General features: G+C 64.1%; 24 protein-coding genes. 12 read left to right on the top strand and 12 right to left on the bottom strand.

Going from position 1 to position 24,629, the window contains the following annotated elements; all coding sequences use genetic code 11:
• Positions 1–3: 3 nt before the first annotated feature.
• Positions 4–1,245, bottom strand: a complete 1,242-nt coding sequence (locus tag AC07UC_RS14365; RefSeq protein WP_494906436.1) for an FAD-dependent oxidoreductase — start codon at positions 1,243–1,245, stop codon at positions 4–6.
• 129 nt (positions 1,246–1,374) lie between these two features.
• Here AC07UC_RS14365 and AC07UC_RS14360 point away from each other — a divergent pair, with 129 nt between their 5' ends.
• Together AC07UC_RS14360 and AC07UC_RS14355 are read left to right on the top strand one after the other, a co-directional pair.
• Complete coding sequence (locus AC07UC_RS14360; protein ID WP_494906434.1) at positions 1,375–2,268, top strand: LysR family transcriptional regulator; 894 nt, start codon at positions 1,375–1,377, stop codon at positions 2,266–2,268.
• Positions 2,269–2,591: 323 nt separating this feature from the next.
• Positions 2,592–3,191 (top strand): hypothetical protein, encoded by a 600-nt coding sequence (locus AC07UC_RS14355; RefSeq protein ID WP_494906432.1) that lies wholly within the window; start codon positions 2,592–2,594, stop codon positions 3,189–3,191.
• A gap of 147 nt (positions 3,192–3,338) precedes the next feature.
• Here the strand turns inward: AC07UC_RS14355 and AC07UC_RS14350 are convergent, their stop codons facing one another.
• Entirely contained in the window at positions 3,339–4,865 is a 1,527-nt protein-coding gene (locus AC07UC_RS14350; protein WP_494906430.1) for an MDR family MFS transporter, read from the bottom strand.
• Positions 4,866–4,983: 118 nt separating this feature from the next.
• Between AC07UC_RS14350 and AC07UC_RS14345 the strand changes: the two genes are divergently transcribed.
• A complete protein-coding gene (locus AC07UC_RS14345) occupies positions 4,984–5,637 on the top strand; it encodes a MarR family winged helix-turn-helix transcriptional regulator (protein WP_202326472.1) in 654 nt (217 codons plus the stop codon).
• A gap of 55 nt (positions 5,638–5,692) precedes the next feature.
• On the opposite strand, the gene AC07UC_RS14340 is transcribed toward AC07UC_RS14345, so the two are convergent.
• The 8 genes from AC07UC_RS14340 to AC07UC_RS14305 all read right to left on the bottom strand — a co-directional run bounded on the left by AC07UC_RS14340 (position 5,693) and on the right by AC07UC_RS14305 (position 14,124).
• Positions 5,693–7,051, bottom strand: a complete 1,359-nt coding sequence (locus tag AC07UC_RS14340; protein WP_494906427.1) for an LLM class flavin-dependent oxidoreductase — start codon at positions 7,049–7,051, stop codon at positions 5,693–5,695.
• 6 nt (positions 7,052–7,057) lie between these two features.
• A complete protein-coding gene (locus AC07UC_RS14335; protein ID WP_494906425.1) occupies positions 7,058–8,080 on the bottom strand; it encodes an ABC transporter substrate-binding protein in 1,023 nt (340 codons plus the stop codon).
• A 22-nt stretch (positions 8,081–8,102) separates the two neighbouring features.
• On the bottom strand, positions 8,103–8,870 hold the full coding sequence (locus tag AC07UC_RS14330; RefSeq protein WP_494906423.1) for an ABC transporter ATP-binding protein: 768 nt from the start codon (positions 8,868–8,870) through the stop codon (positions 8,103–8,105).
• Entirely contained in the window at positions 8,867–9,625 is a 759-nt protein-coding gene (locus AC07UC_RS14325; protein WP_494908938.1) for an ABC transporter permease, read from the bottom strand. The genes AC07UC_RS14330 and AC07UC_RS14325 overlap by 4 nt, the downstream gene beginning before the upstream one ends.
• A gap of 164 nt (positions 9,626–9,789) precedes the next feature.
• The gene (locus AC07UC_RS14320; RefSeq protein WP_494906422.1) at positions 9,790–10,443 is read right to left on the bottom strand and encodes a YkoF family thiamine/hydroxymethylpyrimidine-binding protein; all 654 of its coding nucleotides are present in this window, start codon (positions 10,441–10,443) and stop codon (positions 9,790–9,792) included.
• Entirely contained in the window at positions 10,440–11,840 is a 1,401-nt protein-coding gene (locus AC07UC_RS14315) for an LLM class flavin-dependent oxidoreductase (protein ID WP_494906421.1), read from the bottom strand. The genes AC07UC_RS14320 and AC07UC_RS14315 overlap by 4 nt, the downstream gene beginning before the upstream one ends.
• A gap of 5 nt (positions 11,841–11,845) precedes the next feature.
• A complete protein-coding gene (locus AC07UC_RS14310; RefSeq protein ID WP_494906420.1) occupies positions 11,846–12,721 on the bottom strand; it encodes a sulfurtransferase in 876 nt (291 codons plus the stop codon).
• A gap of 371 nt (positions 12,722–13,092) precedes the next feature.
• Positions 13,093–14,124 (bottom strand): TetR/AcrR family transcriptional regulator, encoded by a 1,032-nt coding sequence (locus AC07UC_RS14305; RefSeq protein WP_494906419.1) that lies wholly within the window; start codon positions 14,122–14,124, stop codon positions 13,093–13,095.
• 154 nt (positions 14,125–14,278) lie between these two features.
• Here AC07UC_RS14305 and AC07UC_RS14300 point away from each other — a divergent pair, with 154 nt between their 5' ends.
• Genes AC07UC_RS14300 through AC07UC_RS14260 form a run of 9 tightly spaced genes read left to right on the top strand, consistent with a single transcriptional unit; the run spans position 14,279 to position 22,702 of the window.
• Positions 14,279–15,520: an ABC transporter substrate-binding protein gene (locus AC07UC_RS14300; protein WP_172349248.1), complete on the top strand. Its 1,242-nt coding sequence runs from the start codon at positions 14,279–14,281 to the stop codon at positions 15,518–15,520.
• A gap of 5 nt (positions 15,521–15,525) precedes the next feature.
• Positions 15,526–16,539 carry a branched-chain amino acid ABC transporter permease gene (locus AC07UC_RS14295; RefSeq protein WP_172349247.1) on the top strand — a complete coding sequence of 338 codons (1,014 nt, stop codon included), beginning with the start codon at positions 15,526–15,528 and terminating at the stop codon, positions 16,537–16,539.
• Positions 16,536–17,462 (top strand): branched-chain amino acid ABC transporter permease, encoded by a 927-nt coding sequence (locus AC07UC_RS14290; protein WP_494906417.1) that lies wholly within the window; start codon positions 16,536–16,538, stop codon positions 17,460–17,462. The genes AC07UC_RS14295 and AC07UC_RS14290 overlap by 4 nt, the downstream gene beginning before the upstream one ends.
• Complete coding sequence (locus AC07UC_RS14285) at positions 17,459–18,247, top strand: ABC transporter ATP-binding protein (RefSeq protein WP_494906415.1); 789 nt, start codon at positions 17,459–17,461, stop codon at positions 18,245–18,247. The genes AC07UC_RS14290 and AC07UC_RS14285 overlap by 4 nt, the downstream gene beginning before the upstream one ends.
• Complete coding sequence (locus AC07UC_RS14280; protein WP_494906413.1) at positions 18,244–18,969, top strand: ABC transporter ATP-binding protein; 726 nt, start codon at positions 18,244–18,246, stop codon at positions 18,967–18,969. The genes AC07UC_RS14285 and AC07UC_RS14280 overlap by 4 nt, the downstream gene beginning before the upstream one ends.
• Positions 18,962–19,384 carry a PaaI family thioesterase gene (locus AC07UC_RS14275; protein WP_140774287.1) on the top strand — a complete coding sequence of 141 codons (423 nt, stop codon included), beginning with the start codon at positions 18,962–18,964 and terminating at the stop codon, positions 19,382–19,384. Before AC07UC_RS14280 ends, AC07UC_RS14275 begins: the two co-directional genes overlap by 8 nt.
• A 14-nt stretch (positions 19,385–19,398) precedes the next feature.
• Complete coding sequence (locus AC07UC_RS14270) at positions 19,399–20,025, top strand: VOC family protein (protein WP_494906411.1); 627 nt, start codon at positions 19,399–19,401, stop codon at positions 20,023–20,025.
• Between the two features lie 38 nt (positions 20,026–20,063).
• Positions 20,064–21,632, top strand: coding sequence for a class I adenylate-forming enzyme family protein (locus AC07UC_RS14265; protein WP_494906409.1), 1,569 nt, complete (start codon positions 20,064–20,066; stop codon positions 21,630–21,632).
• Between the two features lie 56 nt (positions 21,633–21,688).
• Entirely contained in the window at positions 21,689–22,702 is a 1,014-nt protein-coding gene (locus AC07UC_RS14260) for a zinc-binding dehydrogenase (protein ID WP_494906407.1), read from the top strand.
• A 230-nt stretch (positions 22,703–22,932) separates the two neighbouring features.
• On the opposite strand, the gene AC07UC_RS14255 is transcribed toward AC07UC_RS14260, so the two are convergent.
• Positions 22,933–23,721 (bottom strand): HpcH/HpaI aldolase/citrate lyase family protein, encoded by a 789-nt coding sequence (locus AC07UC_RS14255; protein ID WP_494908937.1) that lies wholly within the window; start codon positions 23,719–23,721, stop codon positions 22,933–22,935.
• Between the two features lie 38 nt (positions 23,722–23,759).
• Positions 23,760–24,623, bottom strand: a complete 864-nt coding sequence (locus AC07UC_RS14250) for an HTD2 family dehydratase (protein ID WP_494906405.1) — start codon at positions 24,621–24,623, stop codon at positions 23,760–23,762.
• Positions 24,624–24,629 lie beyond the last annotated feature (6 nt).

Here is a 24,629-nt window from a genome sequence, read left to right as displayed (position 1 = left end):
TCGTCAGTGGCTGGCGGCCGTGGCGCCCATTTCGTTCAGCAGCGCGAAGCTGTCGAACCGGCTGAGGTCGAACGGTTTCAGGACATCGGGCACGCGCCCGGTGGCGATGGTCTCGGCCATGCGCTTGCCGGCCACCGGCGTCGCCTTGAAGCCCCAGGTGCCCCAGCCGCAGTCGAGCCAATAGTTCCGCAACGGCGATGCCCCCATGATCGGGCTGTAATCCGGCGTCATGTCGGTAATCCCGGCCCATTGCCGCAAGAGCTTGACCTTGTGCAGGAAGGGGAAGAGGTGCAGCGCGCCTTCGGCGAGGTGTTCCTTCTGGTCCAGCGTCGAGCGTGTCGAAGCCAGCTGGTAGGGATCGGAGCCGCCGCCGATGACGACCTCGCCACGCGAGGACTGCACCAGATAGGTGTGCAGATTGGCTGAGGAGACGAGTATGTCGAGGAATGGCTTCAGCGGCTGCGTCACCATCGCCTGCAGCGGGAAGCAGCGTATCGGCAGCCGGATGCCCGCCATGGCGGCGACCTGGCCGTTGAGCCCGCCGACGGCCTGCAGCACTTGGCCCACGGCGATCGTGCCACGGTTCGTCCTGATGTGGGTGACCCGGTCGCCCGCGCGCTCGATGCCGGTCACCTCGGTGCGCTGGTGGATCTCCACGCCGCGCGCGCCTGCATGCTTGGCATAGCCCCACGCCACGGCGTCATGGCGGGCCGTGCCGCCGTCGGCATGCCAGAGCCCGCCCATCACCTCGTGCTGACCGCCGGGATCGAGGTTGAGATGCGGGCAAAGCTCCTTCACCGTCCGGACATCGACCACTTCGATCCTTGTGCCCATATGCTTGCCCATCTCGGCACGCAGGTGAAAGCTGCGCAGCGTCGCCTCGGAATGCGCGAGCGTCAGCTGCCCCCGCTGCGAAAACATGACGTTGAAGCCAAGATCCCGCGACATGGTCTCGAACAGTTCGACACCTTCCTTGTAGAAGCGGACCGATTCCTCGGTCATGTAGTTCGAGCGGATCGTGGTGGTGTTGCGCGCCGTATTGCCGCCGGCGAGATAGCCCTTTTCCAGCACCGCGACATCGCGGATGCCATGCACATTGGACAGGTAATAAGCCGCCGCGAGGCCATGACCGCCGCCGCCGATGATCACCACATCGTAGGATCGTTTCAGGTCGGGCGTTGGGGGGATGTCGCGAAAGGACACGTGCCTGGCGCGCAAGCCGTATTTCAGCAGAGAGAAAGGCATGATGTCCTGCGGCTCGGCGGCTGGAATTGGCCTTAGAGAAACCCGCCAGGCCGGCCCGGCGCAAGAAATCGTTCTTTACCCAGTGACCTCGTTTTCGTAATGGATAAAGAACCGAAAAGAGGTCTCGGCATGCGAAATCTTCCGCATCTCACCTATCTGGAGGCCTTCGAAGCGGCGGCCCGGCATCTTAGCTTCACCAAGGCCGCCGAGGAATTGAATTGCACCCAGGGTGCAATCAGCCAACGGGTCCGGGCGCTGGAGCAGTTCTTCGCCAGGCCGCTCTTCCATCGGCGCAGCAACGGCTTGGAACTGACCGAGGTCGGCACCGCCTATCTGCCGGGAATAGCCGAGGCGCTGGATCGGGCCGAGGCGGCGACCGAGGGGCTGCTGGGCGCGCAGGCGCAGACCAGCGTGACGGTTTCAGCCCCGCTCAGCTTCGTCACGCTGTGGCTCGCACGGCATCTGGTTGGTTTTTCCGCCGCCCATCCGAGGATCGAAGTCCGGCTGAACAGCACGATCTGGACCGACCCCAACGTGGAACTGGCGGATCTGAGCATTCTGGCGCTCGATCCGCTGCAGCCGGCATCGGGCGCCGTGCGGCTGGGGCGAGAGCGGCTGGTGCTTCTCTGCGACCCCGAGACCGGCCACAAGGCTGGAGCGAGACCCAGTGCCGATTGGTTCAACGCAGCCCGGCTCATCCACGTGCAAGGCAGGATGCAGTTGCTGGATCTTTGGGCGAAGAAGGAGAACATCGTCATTTCGCCGCACAAGGCGCCGATCAAGGCCGACAATGCGGCGGCGGCATTGGAGGTTGCGGCATGCGCGGGCGGCATCACCGCGGTCATGTCGACCTATGCGGCGGCCTATCTGGCCTCGGGGCGGCTGGTGGCGCCATTCGGCGCGGGCGAAATCCTGCCGGTTGCCTTGCATGTGGTTCCCAATCAGCACCGCCGCCTCTCGCGGTCGGCGACGCTGTTCGTGCAATGGCTGTCAGGGGCGATCCCGCTCCACGGCGAGATCTAGCTCACCGATCCTTGCTCGGCTCAAAAGAGATCGGTTTTCCGTCCTAGGGTAACGCGACATGCCATGGAAGCCTATCGGCAAGATAGGATGCAAATCTCGTTAGAAGTATGGCTCAGAAAATAGCCCTTTGTTTCCATCATTCGATAGGGAGCGCACCGAATGGCTCTGTCCGACGAAATATCATTTATATCAAGGAAACCCTTCTTGCAGAACAAGTGGATCTGAGGTATCGATCCTGTTATCTTATAGAAGTGTAAGCCATAGAATATTAATTGTTTCCAAACAATACTGTTGGCGCCGGCAACCATAAGCGATGGGGTTCTATGCGCAACCGATATTTCGCCGGGGGCAGTTCGTCAAATGACGCGGCGATTCTGCACAACAGTCCGAAGCGATCCTTAGTGCTGAAGTTGGCGTTCGGTGCGATGTTGGCTGCTCTGTTTGCCGCACGCCTTGCTGACGCCAAACAACCGGATGTAAACCGAAGCTCGCGCAGCGCGTGGTTCACTACAAAATCCAAAGACGCGATGGGGGCGCCTGAAGTTTCCGCGTTTCTCGTTCCTTCGCTTGATGAGCCGGAGAAAGCTACTTCGCCAACTTCTTCGCTGATTTCAGTGGGCTGCAAGGCGGGTAACCTGACAGTCGCACTGGTGTCGGACGTTGGTGTCAGCGGCAAGTTCCACGATATTTTTGTCCGTCGGGATGAAGGTTCGGAGCGCAAGGAGATCTGGGCCGTAGAGCGGATGCTGCCTGGCATTTGGAAGACCGCGGAAGCTGGGCGGTTTCTAGACTCTCTAGCAAGTCTGCACTCTCTATCAATACGGTATGAAGCCAACGATGGAAGCTGGTCTCGCAAGTCAAAATATAGAATGAATAACTACGACGAGGCGATGCGAGAACTTAAGGTCGCTTGCCCTTGGTGAATGTTCGACACTTTGTGCAATCGAAAACAGACGCGCGCAACTCTGATCGAACCGATCGATAGCCACGGCGCGCCGAGAACGTCGGGCAGCGACGTGGTCCGCCAGCCCCATGGCAACAGGCCCAACCCGACTTGCCGATGCTCGGGCTCAGCCCCGCTTCGGGATCTGGACATCCTCGAGCAGAAGCGTAAGGGCCATGGCGACGAAGTAGAGCGCCGCCACCCAGAGGAACATCACGTTGAAGCCACTCGAATAGTGGCCGAGCACCACATCGCGGATCGCGGCCGGCAGGCTTGAGGCCAGATGCGGGTTCAGCCCGGTCAGGCCGTCCGGCAGCAGGGCGGCGGCGTCGGCCGGAAGCTCCGAAGTCTGCCGGTTCAGGGCCCATGTCATCACCGCGCCGTTCAGCGCCAGCCCCAAGGACGCCCCGATCGTCCGCGCCTGGGTGATCAGCGACGTCACCGCGCCAATATCCTGCAGCGGCGCCGCGGCCTGGATCGCCACGATCAGCACTTGGAACTGCAGGCCCATGCTGATGCCGAACAGGCCCATCATCACCGCCAGAACCCAGATCGGCGTGTGCGAATTGATGAAGACAAAACCTATCATCAGCAGCCCGCCAATACCCATCGCCGCCACCGGCATCCATTTGTAGCGGCCGGTCGCGGCAATCACTCGTCCGGCCACGATCGAGATGACCATCGAGGTCAGGGAAGCCGGCAGGAACAGGAAGCCGACTTCGGCCGGGCTCAGTCCGGTCAGCGTCTGCATGTAGAGCGCGAAATAGAAGAACATGCCGAGCGTCACCGATCCGGCGACCACCGACACGCCCGAGACGATGCGGACCGTCGAGATGCCGAACAGCCGCAAGGGCACGATCGGCTCCTCGGCTCGCCGCTCGACCATGATGAACGAGGCGATTGCCGCCAATGCGAGGGCCGGCAGCACGAAGGTAAGCAGATCCGGGCCGGCGGGGTCGAGGACATGGTAGCCCCAATAGACGATTGCCGTGGTGCCGACGGCCAGCAGCAAGCCGCCCAGATAGTCGATGCGGTGCCTCTTCTCGTTGAACCGGCTGCGCATGGCGAACGCCAGCACCGCCAGCACGACGATGCCGATCGGCAGATTGACCAGGAACACCCAGCGCCAGCCGAACAGGCTGGTGATATAGCCGCCGGCCAACGGACCGAGGACCGAGGACAGGGCGAACACCGCCGAACTGTAGCCTTGATATTTGGCGCGGTCGCGCGGCCCGAACAATTCGCCGATCATGGCGAAAGCCGAAACCATCAAGCCGCCGCCGCCGAGGCCCTGCAGGACGCGCGCGGCGATCAGGCTCTCCATCGACCATGCCATGCCGCAGACCAGCGAACCCAGCAGGAACAAGGTGATCGCCGTCAACACGACGTTCTTGCGGCCATACATGTCGCCGAGCTTGCCGTAGAAGGGCGCGACCGCGGCCGTCGACAGCAGGTAGGCGGCGCCGACCCAACCGAACAGATGCAAATTGCCCAGTTCTCCGGCGATGGTGGGCAAGGCGGTGACCACGATCTGCATGTCGATGGTGGCCATGAACATGGCGATCAGCGCACCGAAATAGACGATCAGCGTCGCAAGGTCGGGCCTGGCCTCCTCTACGGGCGCCGCGTCCGGAAGGGTCGAGTCGAGTGTCATCGGTATCTCCGCAGGCTGGGCGCGGTTTATGTGCCGACGGCAGATATATGTCAATATCAGATATATGCTCTCAGCATGTAATTGACATCGACATGTATTTTTGTTAGCGCGCTGTGATATGAGCAGCAACGATACCGGGCCGGGCAAGCCTGACCGATTTTCCACACCGTGCCAGACGCATGGCGATCAGGATCTGGCGGATCTGGCGCGCGGCAGTGGCCTGTCGGAAGCGGCGGCCGAGGCCGTCGCCGCCATCGATGCGGTGATGAACAAGGTGCGCCGCTCGGTCCAGCGCCGGGAATTCGGTCGTTTGATCCTGGAGCGCATCGATCCATCGCTGGAAGTGAGCCATCTCGATGCGATCATAGCGCTCAGTGCGATCGTCGGCGACACGCCGCAGGACGAGGTGACGGTCGGCATCATCGCCGAACGCATGGGGATCGACCCCTCCCGCGCCAGCCGCATCTCGGCTGATCTCGTCGAACGCGGTTACGCCTTCCGCGTCGCATCGCAACTCGATGCCCGGCGCATTTGCCTGAAACTCACCGCCAAGAGCGAGCGCCTGGTGACGGCTGTGCGCCAGACCAAATTGCGGATCTTCGCCGGTGCACTGGCGCAATGGGACGAGCAGGAACTGGTGACGTTCGCCACCCTGCTGGAACGCTTCGCCGGCTGGGCCATCGACGAAGCGGGGATGCGCAGGTCGGCGGATGCCGTCAAGCAGATGATGGACGAGACCGAACCGGTGCTGGAACTGCCCGAGGCGAAATAGGCGCCGCCCATATCGTGCAAAAGCCTGGTCCGCCCCTTTGTGGACGACGGCTCGGTCAGCCGGTTCCTTTCGCCTCATGCGCGTCTCGATGGCCACGCCGATCGAACTCGCTTGGCAGTCCGATGCGCTGGCGCAAGGTGGATCCTGGCGCGTAGGTACCCAGAAGCCCGCGTCGCCTGAGCTCCGGGACGACACCAGCGCTGAAGGTTTCCAGATCCGCGGGCAGCACGGGACACATCACGCTGAAGCCGTCAGCCGCGCCAGTCTCGAACCATTCCTGCATCGTGTCTGCGATCTCGGCCGCTGTCCCCGCCTGCAAGAAATGCCCTCGCCCGCCGCCGACGCGCTGCAGGAGTTGACGTACCGTCAATCCTTCCCGGCGCGCCAGCGTGACGATGAGGGCGAAACGGCTCTTGTTGGCCTGCGAGCGGCCTTCATCACCGACGCTTGCCGGCAGCGGTGCATCGAGGTCGAAGCTCCGGGCATCGGTCTGCAGATACTCCGAAAGCTGTTCAAGCGCGTGCTCGCGCACGATGACGCCGTCGATGGCGTCGAGGCGGGCCTGCGCGGCGGCGCGCGTCTCGGCAACCACCGGCATGATGCCGGGCATGACCAGGACCGTGTCGGGATCGCGGCCCGCACGTTCGGCGCGTGTCTTGATATCCCGATAGAAAGCCCGGGCATCGTCGAGGGAAAGCTGCGCGGTGAAGACCAGGTCGGCACGCGAAGCCGCGAGGTCCCGGCCGTCCTCGGATGAGCCTGCCTGGACCAGGAGCGGCCGCCCTTGCGGGCTGCGCGGCGTGTTGAGCGGCCCGGCCGTGCGCACGAACGGTCCGCTGTGATTGACGGCACGAACCTTGGCGGGATCGAAATAGAGCCCCGCCTGCTTGTCTCCGATGCGGGCGTCGGCATCCCAGCTGTCCCACAGGGCCATGGCGGCATCGACGGCATCCCTTGCCTTTGCATAGCGTTCGGCATGGTCCGGCAGTCGGTCGGTGCCGAAATTGCTCGCCTCGAGGCGATTGGATGAGGTGACGATGTTCCAGCCGGCGCGTCCGCCGGTGATATGATCGAGAGAGGCGAAGCGGCGCGCTATGTGGAACGCCGGCTCGAACGAGGTCGAGAGCGTGCCGATCAGGCCGATGCGGCTGGTCACGGCGGCAAGGGCCGACAGGATGACGAGCGGATCCATCGTGTCGGAGAGGTGTTTCTCGGCGCCCTGCAGAAGAGCCAGCACGTCGCCGAGAAACAGGGATTCGAAGCCGGCCGCTTCCGCCAGTTGCGCCAGCCTTACCCAATGCGCCAAGGATGTGGTCGCGAAGGGATCGCTTTCCGGCATGCGCCACGCGGCCTCGTGGTTTCCGAGGCCGTAGACGACGGCGTTCAGCCGAAGGAAGCGCGGTATGGCGGACATGTGTCGTCAGTTCTTCGGCAGGTAGTCGTTGGAGATGTAGCCCGCGAAATCAGGCTTTTCAGTCAGCGCCGCGCCATTGCCGTCCTTGAGGATGCCGTTGGCGAAGAGATAGTCGCCGATGGCGGCGTTCTTGGCCGGATCGATGGTGCCGACCGCACCGTTCTCGCCGCGCAGATAATGTCCCTCCACCAGCGACTTCACCGAGGCATGGACAAGGTCCTTGTTGGTGAGGGCGTCCGGATTGGCGGCGATCAGAAGGTCGGCGGCTTCATCTGGATGATCAACTGCATAGGCGTACCCCTTCTGCGTTGCGGCGAGAAAGGCCTTGGCCGCGTCCGGCGATTGCTTGAGGTAGGCATCGCTCGAAACCAGAAGCGTGGTATGCTGCTCGGGAACCCCATAGTCGCTGTATTTGAAGGTCGTCAGCTTCTGTCCGAGCAACTCGGCCTGAACGCCTTCCCATGTCACGACCTCGAGCGTGAAATCCACCGAGCCATTGGCGAGAGCCTCATAGGCCGACGTTCCCAGCGTGACGGTTTTGATGTCGCCCTTGCCGCCGTCGGCTTTGATGATGCTGCCTATCAACGCATTCTCCCAGGCGCTGCCGAATCCGCCATAGGTCTTGCCGTCCAGGTCCTTGGGCGACTTGATGTCCGCGCGGTCGGCGTTGAAGACGACGCGCCCGGTCTCATGCTGGACAACAGCGTAAACCGCCTTGAGGTCGGCGCCGGCCGCGTGCTGGGTGTAGAAGCCCACGCCGGCGACGCCGAAGTCGGCTTGGTGATTGCTGACCAGGGTGCCGGCGGCGGTGTCGGAATAGGGCAGGATCTCGACGTCGAGACCGGCCTCCTTGTAGAAATCCTTTTCGCGCGCCACGTAGAGGCCGATGTGGTTGGTGTTCGGTGTCCAGTCGAGGGCAACGGTCACCTTCTTCGCCTCCTGCGCATAGACGGGGGATGCGAAGATCATCGCGCCGGCCAACATGCTGGCGGCGAGCTTGATTGCCTTGCGGCGGTCGAGGTCGATCAATTCAGTCTCCTTTGGTTCGATATCAGGCAAGTTCGGACGAAGCGCTGCCGAGCAGCGCATCGAGAAGCTCGGCTTCGATCCTTGTCGCTTCGGGGGCGGAAAGATCATGCACGGTGCGCGGACGGCCGAGCGGCACGGCGATCTCGCGGACCACACGGGCGGGGCGTGCCGAGAGCACATAGATCCTGTCGGACAGAAAAACCGCCTCCCGCACATCGTGGGTGATGAGCAGCGCGGTCCAGCGATGGCGTTCCCACATGCGCTCGAGCCACTGCTGCATGGAGGTGCGCGTCAGCGCATCCAGCGCGCCGAACGGCTCGTCGAGCAGCAGCATCTGCCGGTCCTGGACGACGGTCCGCAACAGCGCGACCCGCTGGCGCATGCCGCCTGACAGCTGGCTGGGATAATGCTGCTCGAAGCCGGCCAGCCCGAACTGCTCGAACAGCGGAGCGACGCGCCGGCGTGCCTCGCGGCGCGGCACGCCCTGAACTTCAAGGCCGAGCACGGCATTGTCGAGCACGCGCCGCCACGGCATCAGGGCGTCGCGTTGCGGCATGAAGGCGAACCTGCCGGCGGGATCCGTCAATTCGGTCCCGTCGAAGGCGATGCTGCCCGCCCCCGGCATGGTGGCGCCGGTCAGGATCTGGAACAGGGTCGACTTGCCCGCCCCGGACGGACCGAGGATGGACACGAATTCGCCGGCGGCGACATCGAGATTGATGTCGCCCAGCACATCGAGCGCGCCGAAGCGTTTGGCGACATGGCGCAGCGAGAGCCTCGACGCGGTCATTTGCCACCGTCCCTGCGCACCTGCTCCCAGGGCATGGACAGGCGCTCGATCAGGACGGTGCAGCCGAAGAGCACGAGCGTCACGAGAGCGCTGCAGAACACGGCCGCGAGCACGAGGTCGGGCCGAAAATTGTTCTTGGCGCTGAGCATGTAGATGCCAAGCCCCTTCGCCGCTCCGGAATATTCGGCGAAGATCGCACCCACCACGGCATAGGTGATCGAAATGCGCAGGCCGGTGAAGAAGAAGGGGACAGCCGAAGGCAGGCGCGCCTTGAGGAAGACCTGGAGACGCGTGGCCCCCATGGAGCGCAGCAGCCACTCCATGTCCTTGTCGGTCGAGTCATACCCCTGGACCAGCGCCACCATCATTGGAAAGAAGGTGACGAGGGCCACCAGCAATATCTTCGGCAGGAGGCCGAAGCCGAACCACAACACGACCAGCGGCGCGATCGCCACCAGCGGCAAGGTCTGGCTGATGATGAAGACCGGAAACAGCGCACGGCGCAGCGGCCGCACGAAGTCGACCAGGACGGAAGACAGGAAGGCGGACGCCACCGAAAGCGCAAAGCCGCTCAAGGTGGCGGCGATCGTGGGAAGCGCGTTGTCGATCAGCGACTGGCGGTTGACGACGATCTGCTCCACGACGCGTGACGGCGCCGGCAGCGTCGTCGCCTTGATGCCGGAATAGCGGGCATAGAGTTCCCAGGCGAGGATGATCGCCGCGACGAGGAGCGTTGCCGGCCAGGCCGCGCCGATCGCGTTGCCGAGGCGTTTTCCAAGGTCGCTCGGCTGCGCGACGACCGTCGCGACAGGCGATGAAGCGACGGACGCGACAACCTTGCGCGCGTCCTGCCCGTGGGCCGGTCGCCCCGCGGGCAGCTCGTAGGCTTCGTCCGGTCTTCGCGCCAGCTTTGCCGTGGTCACTTGAAGGCTTCCCCGGAGGGGCTGTTGGCGACCAGGGTCGCCTGCAGCACGACGTGTCCGGCCGGATTGCCGAAATGCGTCAGTATGGTCGAGAACGCGGCCAGCACATGCGCGGCATCGCCGTCGACACGCGTGCCGAAATCCTTGGAGGTGGTCGGCAGACCGACGGCTTTGAGAAAGACGAGTGTCTGGGCGATCGTCTCGATGTAGTCCGATGCGGCCAGCGGCAGCAACGCGAACTGCGCGGCAACCTGTATTCCCGAAGCGGCGGGACTTCCGAACCGGGCCACGGCGGCGGATACCGCGCCGGTGCTTGCCTCGGCGCTGGAAACCGGCACGAATGTCCCCTCCCAGCCAGGGCAGCCGCGCGAGGCCAGCACCGTCTGGACGACATGCGCACCGCTTGCGGCGGCACGCACGAACGTCGTCGTCAGCGCACCGAACACGATGTCGGGCGTGCCGGCGAGATGGCTCGATATGCTGTCGGTGGAGACCGTCAGCCCCTCGATTTCGCTCAGCCCGGCGACCGCGTCCAGTATGATCGGCACGAAGCGGTCGGACGCGGGAACCAGGGAGAAATTCGCGCCGACCTCACCTTCGAATATGGCGGTGGCGCCGGACAGGCTTTTGGGTTGAACGATGTCGGTCATGCCGTTCTCCAGAGGTGATTGGGGGATGAGGCAAGATCCCGATAGGTGCTTGCCGGGTGGTCGTCGGGCACCCGTTTGTGCCCGGCGCCGTAGAAGCTCTCGCGGTAGGTCGTGCCGTCATAGTGCTCACGCACACGCCCTCGCCGGCGAAGTTCCGGCAAGACAAAGGCGTTGAAATCGCGATAGCTGCGAAGCGGCATCGGATCGGTGATGTTGAAGCCGTCGATGCCGGCCTCGTCGAACCAGCTTTCGAGTTGGTCGGCGGCCCGAACCGGGCCACCGACAATCTCGGCACCGCCGCCGGCAATGCCCAGGAACTCGCCGATCGCGCGCGGCGTCCAGCGGCGGGTCGGATCAAGCCTGGTGTAGATCTCCAGCACGCTGCGGATGCCTTGCGTCTCGACATATTCGAGGGGCGCGTCGGGATCGAGCCTGGAAAGGTCGAGCTGAAGAATGGCGCTCAGCCGCGCCAGATGCCCTTCCGTGCTGATCACCTCGCGATAGGCTTCATGCGTCGCCTGTGCCGCCGCATCGTCGGCGCCGGTCACGACCGTCGCCATGGCGAAGAATTTCAGGCTTTGCGGATCGCGTCCCAGCCGTTCGGCGCGGGCACGGACATCGTCGACGATCTTGCGCGCGAGGTCGGGACGGTGGATCGCGATGAAGACACCCTCGGCGTGGCGGGCGGCGAACTCGCGGCCCACCCCGGAAACACCGGCCTGGAAAAGTACCGGCGTGCGCTGCGGCGACGGCTCGGCAACGAAAGCGTCCGGCACGCTGAAGTAGCGCCCCTTGTGACGGATCGGATGGACCTTGGCCGGGTCGGCGAAAATGCCCGCGGCCCTGTCCATGACGACCGCGTCATCCTCCCAGCTGCCTTCCCAAAGCTTGTAGACGACCTCCAGGAACTCGTCGGCGATCGCATAGCGCTCGTCATGCGGCACCTGCGTGTCATGGCCGAGATTGCGGGCAGCACTTTCCAGTGCCGAAGTAACGATGTTCCAGCCAATGCGGCCGCCGGTCAGGTGATCGAGCGTCGTCAGCTTGCGGGCGAGCGCATAGGGCTGTTCGTAGGTCGTCGAGACGGTGATGGCGAAGCCCAGATGCCTGGTCGCGGCGGCCATGGCGGAGACGACAAGCAGTGGATCGGTGGAAGGTGTCTGCACGCCCTGCTTGAGTGTGCCGGCCATGCTGCCGCCATGTGTATCGAGCACGCCGAGCACGTCGGCCACGAACAGGCCGTCGAACAGCCCCTCTTCCAGGGTCCTGGCCGTCTCGATCCAGTAGTCGAGCTCGCGATAACGGTGCGACTGGTTGTCGGGATGCCGCCATGCGCCCACTGCCGCATGGCTGACGGTCGACTGCTTGAAGCCGTTGAGGCGGATCAGCTTTTGCATGGCCGTCAGCCCGTGGTCGCCAGGGGCCGGGAGGGATCGGCATTCCACTCCTCCAGCGAACCGTCGTAGACCTTGACGTCCTCGCGACCTGTCAGCCCGAGCGCGAAGGCAACGACGGTCGCCGAAATGCCGCCGCCGCAATAGAGGGTGACGGAAGATGCCCCGTCGACAGGAGCAAGACGGGTGCGCAGTTGTTCGGGCGACAGGAACCTGCCCTCGGCATCCAGCAGCGAGCCGGCGGGAATGTTGATGCTGCCCGGTATGTGACCGCCACGGCCCCCGACCTTGTCGGCGCCGGTGAAATAGCCTTCGGGCAGCGCGCAGACCAGTGCTTCGCCCTGGCGCTGACCGGCGACATGCGCCTGCACCGTCGTAATGTCCGTGAAGGATGGAAGCGGACGCACCGACAGCGGCTTGGCCGCGGGCGTCGCCGCACCCGTCCCCGACTCGGTCGGCTTCCCCGCCGCGGCCCACGCCTTCCAGCCGCCATCGAGCACCGCGGCATTGGTGAAGCCGATGGCGCGCAACATCCACCAGATGCGCGTCGCCCACATATTGAGGAAGTCGTCGTAAATGACCACCGCCGCTCCGTCATGGACGCCGAGCGCCTGCAACGAAGCCGCGAGCTTTTCGGCAGGCGGAAAGGCGAAGGAGAACGGTGCGGCGGCGTCCGAAAGCGATCGCTGCAAGTCCGCGTAACGCGACCCGGGAATATGCGCCTCCTGCCAGTGGCTGCGCCCAAGCGCGCCGTCAGGCCCCCCAGGTCCATAGGGTACGGTTGCGTCAAGCACCACCAGACCAGGCGTGCCAAGGCGCGTGGCTAGCCAGCCGACATCGATCAGACGGCCGGGTATGCTGAGAGATGGATGGGATTGCGTCACGATTGCCTGTGAGACCGGTTGAGAGCTTGCGGTGAGCTTCTTGTCTTGTTCGTTGCGTAGCCACCCGCGCACGGCCTCGAGAACCATAGCGCTAGGTGTTAATGTTGATTATTTTTATAGACATTATTGTACAACGAAAGGAAATGAACGGTCGCCGGCAGGCGGGATCAGGGATTTGTTTTCTGTTTGCTGGCGCTCAAGAGGCCCGGATGATGCACAATAGACCGACGGCCGGTCACCCTTTTAGGCCGGCTGGCATCGTGCGCGCCTTATAGTGGCTTCGCTGGTCCGCACGATACCACTGACCTCGCATCTCCCGCCTTGGGCCATGCAGGAGGCTCAGGATCATCGAGACGAGACCCTTCGAAACGTCAGTTCCTCAATCCGCGCAAAATGAGTTCCGCGACCTCGTCGTGAAAGGCCGCCTGGCCGAACTGTCTGACCGCGAAGGGTCGCAATGCCCAGATATCGCAGACCGCATCGACAAAATTGGCGGCGATCTCGGGTTCGACAGCACGGAACTCTCCCGCCGCTATTCCGTCGCTGACGAGTTGCGCGATCTGCAGCAGCAGCTTGCGATATTCCGCCAGGACGCGAATCCTGGCGGCCGGTGACAGGGACTTGAGTTCGCGGTTGAGCACGCCGACATCCCTGCCGAAGCGGTCGCCCTTGTCTATGATCGCCGTGATGGTGGCGCGAAGCTTCTCGGTGGCCGTGCTGCAATTGACGGTGGCAAGGTCCACGTCGGTGCGCACCCGCGCCATGGTCCAGATATAGACCAGTTCGAGCATTTCATCCTTGCTGGCGACATATTGGTACATCGTCGGCACATGCATGCCTGCCGTGTCCGCGATTTCGCGCATGGTGGCATTGCCAAAGCCCTTGCGGGCAATGACGGCGGCGGCGGCGGCGGCGATCTGGGCGCGTCTTTTGTCGGCCGGGCTCATCGCTTCGTCGGGGGACGACGCGTCATCGGACACAGGCTCGCCGGAATTCGACAAGGGTCCGGCCGGCTCGCCGACGGCTGTCGGCTCGGCCTGCACGACCAGATGGGTCATGCTGACGGCGCAAACCGTCTTGCCTTCCTCGTCATGGACCAGGATCTGCCAGTTCATTGTCGAGCCATCGCTGAAGAGCAAGGTCGCCTCGCCTTTCAACCGGCCTTCGACATGGCGGGAAAACAGACTTGTCCGGCATTCGATCTCTTGCGCCTTGCGCGTCGGGCCAAGTGCCGAGGCGGCGCCAGCGGACGCGAGCTGGCCCGCGAAATCCGTAAGCAGCCCCAGCGGCGAGCCCGCCGAACGGGCGCCCGGGACCGTCAGGCGCCCGACCACACTGTCCGGCGCAGCGGAGGTGATCGTCACCGCTGACGACCATGCCGAAGACATTTCGAGCTTTCCCATGTTCCTCCCTCGCCGCCGCCGCGCAACAAACGTCCTTCATATTGCAAAAAAAGGGAATTCCAATCGCTTGACTCAAAAGCCTTTGATACGCTTCATTACTGAACGATCAGTAGTGCCTGTCAATCGCTTGTTTTCAAATGTCATGGAGATGGAAATGTCGTGCAAAATCGGACGGCTCGCGGCTTGGGCGGCAGTTTCAGCGCTCGCGATCCTGGCTTCGGCACCGGGGGCCTATGCAGAACCGCTTGATCTGAAGATCGGAGCATTGCTCGAATCGACGGGTCCCCTTTCGGAACTCGGGCCGCCGGCCGAAAAGGCGATCAACCTGTCGGCCAAGGTCGCCAACCAGGCGGCCAAGGACGCCGGCGCGGCGATCACCGTCAGCATCGTCTCCGCGGATTCGCAGGGCGATCCTCAGGCCGCCCTTTCGGCAACGCGTACGCTGGTCGACAAGGGCGCCTCTTGCATCATGGGCCCATCGACAACACCGGAATCCATCTCCGTGCTCAACGGCATCACCATGCAGCGCAAGATCACGCTGTGGCCGCTTGCGTCGAGCACGCGGTTGCGCACGGTGAAGGACGATGGCACGATCTACCGCCCCGTGCCGGCCGACGATCTGCAGTCGAAGGCGCTGGTCAAGGCCATCGAAAATCATGTCGGCAAAGGCAAGGCCGTCGCGATCATCTTCCGCAACGAACCCTATGGCGATGCGCTGTCAAAGAGCTTCACGCAGGATTGGCAGGCTGAGGGCGGTACCATATCGACCACGATTTCCTTCGACCCGCAGCAGGAAAGCTTCGATTCCGAGGCCGGTCAGGCCGTGGCCGGCAATCCGGACGCCTATGTCGTGATCGATTATCCGGAAACCTATGCCAAGCTCGGCGCCGCGCTGGTGCGAACCGGGAAGTTCGACGCGAAAAAGGTCTTCGTTGCCGACGCGCTGTCCTTCGCCAAGGTTCCCGACAATATCCCGCCTGAAGCACTCGAAGGCGCCTATGGCGTTGCCGGCGGATCACCGACCGGAACCGACGCGTTCAAGGCATTCAACAAGCTTTGGGACGAAGCCGGCGGCGTCGCCAATGCGTCCTATACCGCCAACAGCTTCGACGCCGCCATCCTTTGCTTCCTGTCCGCGGTTGAGGCCGGCTCGACCGAGCCCGGCGCCATTCGCGACAAGATTCGCTCGGTGACCAAGGACGGTGCGCCGCAGTTCACCATCGAAACCCTGGCCGATGCGGTGAAGACCGCCGCCGCCGGCAAGCCGATCGACTATGTCGGCGTTTCCGGCGCTTTCCGCTTCAAGGACAATGGTGATCCATCGTCCAGCCTGTACGACGTCTTCCAGTATCAGGGCGGCAAACAGGTCAAGATCGAACAGGTGGATGTGAAGTAGCCTTCGTGATTACCACTGCCCAAACCGAAAGGGCGCAAGCCAAGGCTTCCGCCCTTTCATCCCCTCTTTCGGCCCTGCCACGGCCAGCCCTGCTGCTGGCCGTGCTGGTCGTTTTGTTGTGCGCGCTGGCCGTCGCCTTCGGGCCGGTGCCGGCATTGCAGGCCACGATCAACGGTTTCGTCGCCGGGAGCTACACCGGCCTTGGCGCGATCGGCCTGACGCTCGTGCTCGGCGTGCTCAAGCTGGTCAACTTCGCGCATGGCGACCTGCTGGTCACCGGCGCCTATTTCACGATCCTGTTCGCCTGGCTCGGCCTGCCCTTGCCCCTGGCCATGCTGGCGGCGATGATAGCGACGGCGGCGCTGGCGCTCCTCACCGAGAAGATCATCTGGCAACCGCTGCGCCAGGCGAAGGCCGGCAGCCTGCAGCTTTTCCTGTCGGCCATCGGGCTTGGCCTGGTGCTGCGTTTTTCCGTGCAATTTTTCGCCGGCAGCCAGGTCAGGACACTTGGCGCCAATGTCGTCTCCTCGATCGCCATCGGGCCGCTTCGGCTCGGCACGTTGCAGGCGCTGGCCTTGGTCGTCGGCCTCACGGCGATGATAATCGTCGGACTGGCGCTGCGCTTCACCAGCATCGGCAAGGAGATGCGGGCCTTCGCCGACAATCGCGCCCTGGCGGAGGTGTCCGGCATCGACACGCAGCACATCATCAACGTCACCTGGATCGCCGCCGGTTTCCTGGCGGCGCTGTCGGGCATTCTTTACGCGACCGCCATCGGCAGCTTCAATCCGAACTTCGGCATAACGCTGCTTCTCAGCCTGTTCGCCGCCACAGTCCTGGGCGGCGTCGGCAACCCTTACGGCGCACTTGTCGGCGGGCTGGTGATCGGCCTCTCGCAGGAATGGTCGACCCTGCTGTTCAACGCGCGATGGAAACCCGCGGTGGGCTTCGCGCTGCTCATCCTGATGTTGATGTTCATGCCGCAAGGCATATTCGGCCGGGCAAAGCGCCGCTCATGAGCATCGATTTCTGGATCAATGTCGGCGTCCTTGCAGGCATATACGGCATATTCACGCTCGGCCTGCAGCTCAATGCGGGCTTCACCGGCCTGTTGAATTTCGGCCAGGCCGGCTTCATGGCGATTGGCGCCTATACGGTTGGCATCCTGGTCGTCGACCGCGGCTGGTCGCTTTGGCTGGCGCTGCCGGCGGGCATTGTGTTGGCCGTGCTGGCAGGCCTGTTCGTCGGCATCGCGTCGCTGCGCCTGCGTTCGGACCACTTCGCCATTGCCACCATCGCCTTCGCCGAGATCGTCAGATACACCTTGCAGAACGCGGCCTTCTCAGGCGGCAACCAGGGTGTTCTGGGCTTCGACGCCGAATGGCGCGCCGTGTCGGACTGGATGCTCCCATGGCTCGCCACGATCGGGCTCGGCAGCTACACGCAACTGCCGCTGTTCATCGTCGTGTGGCTGGTCTTCATCGGGCTTCTTCTGATGCTCAGGGCCTTGCAGGCAACCCCGTGGGGCCGTGTGCTGCGCGGCATTCGCGAGGACGAGGATGCCACCGCCGCGCTTGGCAAGGACGTATTCGCTTACAAGCTCCAGTCGCTCGCCCTGGCGGCGGCGCTGGCGGCGGTCGCCGGTTTCTTCGTCGCGCTCAACGTCACCTATCTCTACCCGACCGTCTTCGATCCGACATTCACCTTCTTCGGTTATGCGCTGCTGGTGCTGGGCGGCTTCGCCAGCTATGGCGGCGTGGCGCTCGGCAGCGTGCTGTTCTGGATGCTCCTGGAGGGCACCAGGCTGATCGAGACATCGCTGTCGGCCGGCCAGCAGGCCTCGTTGCGCTTCGTCATCGTCGGCCTGTTTCTGCTCCTGATCAGCCGGCTGCGGCCGCAAGGCCTGCTCGGCAATGTCAACGAGATGAAGGTGCGGCCATGAGCACCGAGACCATCCTGGAGGTGGCCGACGCGGTCAAGGATTTCGACGGCCTTCGCGCCGTCGATGGCGCGAGTTTCAGCGTCGAGCGCGGCTCGATCACGGCGCTGATCGGCCCCAATGGCGCCGGCAAGACGACGATGTTCGATCTGCTGAGCGGCTTTGCCAGGCTGGACTCCGGCGCCATCCGCTTCGCCGGACGATCGATCGGTGGCATGGCGCCCCACAGGATCGCGCAACTCGGCATGGTGCGTACCTTCCAGTTAACTCGGGTCCTCGCCGGCATGTCGGTCATCGACAACATGCTGCTCGCCGCGCCGCGCCAGCCCGGCGAACACCTCATTTCGCTGCTTGTCGGGCCAGGACGCGCCAGGGCCGCCGAGGCCGCCGCGCACGCACGGGCCGCGGGCTTGCTCGAGACATTTGGTCTGCGCGACAAGGCTCAGGACTATGCCGGCGCGCTCTCGGGAGGCCAGCGCAAGCTTCTGGAAATCGCACGGGCACTCATGACTGAGCCGTCCATGGTGCTGCTCGACGAGCCCATGGCAGGAGTCAATCCGACGCTCGGCCGCGCTATTCTCGACCACATCGCCGCGTTGCGGGAACAGCGCGGCACCACTTTCCTGTTCGTCGAACACGACATGGACATCGTGATGAGCCGCGCCGACCGCGTCGTCGTCATGGCTCAGGGCCGTGTCATCTCGGCCGGCACGCCGGCGCAGGTGCGCGCCGATCCCGGTGTCGTCGAAGCCTATCTCGGCAGTCCGTCCCCGGAGGCGGCGGCATGAAGCCCAATGTGCTCACCATCGCCTCTCTCGTTGCCGGCTACGTGCCTCAGCTTGATATTCTGAACGGCGTCAGCATCACGGTGCGCCAGCACGAGATCGTCACCGTCGTCGGCCCCAACGGCGCCGGCAAATCGACGCTGCTGAAGGCGCTTGTCGGCCTGGTGGCGCCAAAGAGCGGGACGATCGCGCTCGATGACAAGGACATAGCCGGCCTGCCGCCGAGCACGATCGTCCGCCAGGGTCTGGGGTATGTCCCGCAGCGCGAAAACGTGTTCGAGACGATGCCTGTCGAGGAGAACCTCGAGATCGGCCTGAAGCCACGTCGCGACCTGCTGCTGAAACAGCGGCTGGAGCTCATGTACGAGCTTTTTCCGAGGCTGCGCGAGCGGCGTCGGCAGATGGCCGGAAGCCTGTCGGGCGGCGAACGGCAGATGCTGGCCATGGCGCGGGCGCTGATGCCGGAGCCGAAGGTGCTGTTGCTCGATGAGCCGACAGCCGGTCTTGCGCCCCGGTTCGTCGACGTGATGTTCCAACAGGTGTCGGCGATCAACAAGTCCGGCGTCACGATCCTGATGGTCGAGCAGAACGCCACCCGGGCGCTGGCCATGTCGCATCGCGGATATGTGCTGGACCTCGGCCGCAATGCCTATGAGGGCGAAGGGCCGGCCCTGGCCCGCGATCCAAAGGTCGCCGATCTTTATCTGGGAGGATTTCATGGCTGACGCCACAGTGGATTTCGAGGCGTTGGATGGCATGGTTCGCGACGCGCCGTTTCATCGATGGCTTGGGGTGACCCTCAAGTCGATGTCCGCGGACGGCGTGGAAATCCTGCTGCCGTGGCGCGAGGAGTTCGTGTCGGATCCGGTGGTTCGCTACACACATGGCGGCATCCTGGCGGCGCTGATCGATCTTGCCGGCGACTATGCGGTCGCCGCGAAGATCGGCCGAGGCGTGCCGACCGTCGATATGCGGGTGGACTACCATCGCGCCGCCTTGCCCGGCGCCCTCGTGGCCCGTGCGACCATCATCAAATTGGGCGGCACGCTGGCGACCGCCGAAGCCAAGGTGTTCGATGAACAAGACAGGCTCGTTGCCAGCGGGCGCGGCGTCTATCTGACGCTGTCGCGCAAGGACTGACAGGAAGGACCGACATGAGCGTCGAACTCGATCATATTCTGTGGGCGGCACCCGATCTCGATGCCGGGTCGGCACTTATCGGCAAGCTCACCGGCGTCGATCCGGCCCGGGGCGGATCGCATCCTGGCTTCGGCACGCGCAACAGCCTGCTTTCGCTTGGCGCCACCTATCTGGAAATCATTTCGCCCGATCCGGCGCAATCGCTCGAAGGCAATCGCGGCGGCAGCATCGCCGCCCTCGCCCACCCCGGGCTTGCCACCTTTGCCGTGCGCACCAGCAACCTCGACGCCTATGCGGCGGCGGCAAGCCGGGCGGGCATCCGCACCAGGGGCCCGATCGAAATGGGCAGGACGCGGCCGGACGGCGTGCGGCTCGACTGGGCCTGTCTCTACATCGAGGATACCGCGTTCGGCGAGATGATCCCCTTTGCCATCGACTGGAAGGCATCGCCGCATCCCGCCGCGAGCACGCCCGTCGGCGGTGCACTGCGCGAGTTCACCGTGCTGCATCCGCAAGCCGAAGCGCTGTCGCGGGTCTACCGCGAAATGGGCATCGACGTGCCCGTACGGCTCGCTGCCCAACCGGGATTCCTCGCCGTCCTGCAATCACCCCGGGGTGAGGTCGTTCTCACAGCCTCCTGACCGCGCCAGACCATACGATTTTCGAAAGCGAGCCTGCCATGCCGATCACGCCAGACAATCCGCGCTGGAACAATCTTGGCTACTGGAACCACGATGCCGCCGGCCTTTACTCCGACAACATCGCCATCATCGACCTGTCGCGCGACCAGCCACGCGAGGTGCTTTATCGCGAACTTGAGAACCGGCTCGACAGGGCGGCCCGCCTTCTGGTCGACAGCGGCCTGAAGCCCGGCGACCGGCTGGCTCTGTCGGTCAGCAATCGCTTCGAGTTTGTCGAAACCTTCTTCGGCGCCATGCGTGCCGGCATCGTTCCGGTTCCTCTCAACACCAAGCTCGGCGCCGACACGCTGGAGTACATCATGCGGGATGCCGAATGCGTCGGCGCTCTCGTCGAGGAAGCGGCGAATCCGCACGTCGCCCCGCTTGCGGAGTTGATCGGATGCAAGGTGAAAATCGCCTTCGAGACGTCGCGACCCGGCTGGCTGGACTATGAGGCGGCGCTGTCGGCGACCGAGCCGCGGTTCGATCCAGCCAGGCTGTCGGACGACCATCCCTCCTTCCAGCCCTACACGTCGGGTTCGACCGGCCGGCCCAAGGGCGTGGTGCTTACCCATGCCGGGCAAGTCTGGTGGCTTCGTTGCCTGCAGAAATACTGGCCGGGTCTGCCCGAGCACCGGGCGCTGGCGGCGGTTCCGCTCTACCACAAGAACGCCATGGCCGGCGCCATCAAGCCGATGTTGAGCTGGGGCGCCTCGGTGGTGCTGTTGCCGAATTTCGAGCCGCGCCGCTTCCTCCAGACCCTGGCGGACTACCGCTGCACCCATGCCGGCGCGGTTCCGGCGGTGTTCACGCTGCTCCTCCAGGAGCGCGACCTGATCGAGACGCTGGATTTCTCGGCGCTGAAGGGCCTGAAGATCGGCTCGGCGCCGACGCCCAAGGAACTGCTCGACGCCGTCGAAGCGGCCTTCGGTGTCGCGGCCTCGGAGAGCTATGGCCTGACCGAAGGCGGGCCGGTGATGATCGGCACGCCGACGGATGGACGCGCCGTCCCCCATGGCAGCTGCGGCGTGATCTGGCCGGAGGGCGAAGTGAAGCTCGTCGACGCGGCCGGCAATGAAGACCCGTCCTACGGCGAATTGCTGGTGCGCAATCCAGGCGTGACGCCTGGCTACTGGAAGCTGCCGGAGGTCAACAGGCAAAGGCTGAAGGACGGTTGGCTCAGCACCGGCGATGTCTTTTCCAAGGACGACGACGGCTTCTTCTATTTCCGCGGCCGCACCGACGACATGTTCAATTCGGGCGGCGAGAACGTCTATCCGCTCGAGATCGAGAACATGCTGCTGCGCAATCCCGCCGTCGCCGAAGCCTCGGTGGTGCCGGTCCCGCACCGCATCAAGGGCGAAGTGCCCGTGGCGATGGTGGTCAAGGCCAAGGGTCGCGATATCACCGAGGAGGAACTCAAGCAGTTCTGCCTCTCGGTCGGCCCTGCCTATGCCCATCCGCGCAAGATCGTCTTCACCGAAGAGCTGCCGCTCAATGGGCCGGGCAAGATCGACCGCAAGGTCGTGCAGCGGATGATGATCGAGCGCTTTGGAACACTGGGCTAGTCAGCTGGCTCGCCGCCACTCGAGACAAGACAAGAAACGACAAAAGGGAGATCAGCATGCGTGCCGTCGTAACCTATGAACATGGTGGTCTCGACCGGATGGTCCATGAGCCGTCCTACAGCGACCCGACACCGGGGGCGGACGATGTGGTGGTCAGGGTGCGCGCCTGCACGCTCAACTATCATGACGTCTTCACCCGCAAGGGCATGCCGGGCATCAAGATAAACATGCCGCTCATCCTCGGCATCGATGTCGCGGGCGAGATCGCGGCCGTGGGCGAGAATGTCCAGGGCCTGAGCGCGGGGCAGCGCGTGCTTGTCGACCCGATCGACCGCGTCAAGGGCGGATTGCTCGGCGAGACCTTCGACGGCGGGCTCGCCGAACTGGTCCGGGTTCCCGCCCACATGATCATTCCGCTGGCCGACGACGTAAGCTTCGCGGACGCCGCCGCACTGCCCGTGGCCTATGGCACCGCCTATCGCATGATGATGACGCGGGGCAAGATCAAGCCGGGCGAGAAGGTGCTGATTCTCGGTGCGTCCGGCGGCGTCGGCACGTGTTGCGTACAGCTTGCCAAACAGGCCGGCGCGACGGTGATCGCTTGCGCGTCGAGTGACGAAAAGCTCGATCGCCTGAAGGCGTTGGGGGCCGATGCCGGCATCAACTACGCGCAGGGAGACTGGGTGGCGGAATGCCGGCGGCAGTTCGGCCGGGCGCGGGTCTTCGGACGCGACGAAGGCGGCATCGATGTCGTCGTCAACTTCACCGGCGGCGACACCTGGGTGCCGTCGCTGCGCGTCATGCGTCGTGACGGCCGGCTGCTGACATGCGGTGCCACGGCCGGCTACGATCCACACGAGGATTTGCGCCTGATCTGGACCTTCGAGCTGAACATTGTCGGCTCGAACGGCTGGTCGCGCGACGACGTGCTGGCGCTGCTCGACCTTGTCAAAGGCGGCAAGCTGAAGCCGGCGCTCCACCCACGGCGGTTTTCCCTCGAGGAGGCCGGCGAGGCCATGCGACTGCTGGACGACCGGCAGGTCTACGGCAAGGTGGTCATAGAACCCTGACAGCAACACCTGGCCGGAAAGCCGATCTTTGCGATCCCAGCGATGATCGGATCGATGTTGGGCGGGCGACCCCGCCCAACCTTTCCTTGAAGGCCGCATCGCAACGTCGTGCGACTATGGCGAAATCATCAGCCCGCGGTCTTAATCGATGTCGAATGAGACGCCCTGGGCCAGCGGCAGCGCATCCTTGTCTTTGATCTTGCCGGGAAGTGTCGCGGATACAGCCGTGTTTAGACAGCTTTACCGGATTGCGAACGGCCCCGCAGAAGAAGCGCCCGGGCCTGGGCGATAATGGGGGCGTCGATCATTTTGCCGTCGACAAGGCGCGCCGCGCCATCCTGGGCCGCGTCGACGACACGCTGTGCCCAGCCGAGCTGCTCGGCGCTTGGCCGAAAGGCCGCGATGACATCCGATGTTTGGGCGGGGTGTATGCAAAGCTTCCCGCCGGCCCCATGATTCAAGGCTTGCCGGCATTCGGAGGCCAGTTTGGTGGTATCCGCGACCTCGAAGGACGGACCGTCCAATGGCAGCGCCTTCCCGGCTGCTCTGCTTGCCACGGCCAGCCGCATCAAGGCATGCGCTTTGATCGCATCGGAAGCTGCCGTACCCAGGTCCAGGGCGAAGTCGGCAGGGCCAAACGCCAATCTCGCGACATGAGGGTGGGCGGCCAGGGCCGCAGCCGCCTCCAGGCCCCTGGCGGTTTCGATCAGCGCCATGATCTCGACGTCCACGCCAAGGGTCTCGATGATCGCGTCGAGCGTTGCCACGGACTCCGCCTTTGGCAGGCAGATACGTCGAAGCCCGAGTGCCCTGACGGCGGCAAGGTCGGCATGGTACCAGCCGCTGTCTTCGCTGTTCACCCGGACGAAGGTGGGGTTCTGCAATCTCAGGGCATGGCAAAGGTTCGAGCGGGCGCCATCCTTGGCGGCGGGCGCAACAGCGTCCTCGAGATCGACAATGACCGCGTCTGCTCCGGACCGGTCTGCCTTTTCAAAACGCTCGGGGCGGTCGGCCGGCACAAACAAGGGCGCGACAGGCGCACTTGATATGTGCGCGATCATCGGGCCGGTCCCTGGTCGATATCAGCTTCCATGTGCACGGCGCCATTCCTGCCTTGCGCCCAGAACCGCTGCCCATCCATGCCGGCCCTGAAGGTCAGTTCACGGTCCGCGATTGCCGGGGCAACGCCACGGTAGCGAAACGTCAAGGGGATGTCCGCGCGTTGGGACGCCGCGAGATTCAGGAGCAGCGTCGCCTGGAGGGGGCCGTGGACCACCAGCCCTTCATATCCCTCCGCCTTCGTCGCGTAAGGCAGGTCATAGTGGATGCGGTGGCCATTGAAAGTGATGGCCGAGTAGCGAAAGAGCAGCGTGGGCGACGGAACGAGCGACCAGACCTTTCCAGCGGGCTGGATTATCGTCGGCACCGCGGGTGCATTGTTGGGACGAGCACCGTCCCCCGGCGTGGCCGCTTCCCGGTAAACGATATCCTGCCGTTCACTCAGCACCAGGCCACGATCTGAGTGATAGTCGTGGCCGACAGCGACAAACCACAGCTCACCAGACCGGCCTTGCTTGCGGACGATGTCGCGGATGGTGGAGACTCGGCGAACTTCATCACCGACCCGGAAAGCATCAAGCACCCGGAGCTCACCTCCCGCCCACATGCGGCGCGGCAGCGGGACGGGCGGCAGCGACAGGTTCTTGGCCGGATGGCCATCGGCACCCAGCTGATCCATGCCGGCTATCGCAGGCGACAGGCACCAGTGGATGCCAAGCGGCGCCTGGCGTGCCGCCGAAGGTGCGAGATTGGGTTCGAAAATTGCCTTGAAACTCCGCACGAGACGTTCCGAAACGACATCGAAGCTCTCGCTCTGCCGGCCAATCCATTCCGCGAATGGTTTCTGTTCGGTCGCGTCCACCTGACC

The sequence above is a fragment of the Mesorhizobium sp. GW821-FHT04C10 genome (assembly GCF_059420305.1).
Note: the sequence above shows the minus strand (reverse complement) of the source record. Positions and strands in the feature narration are given on the sequence as shown.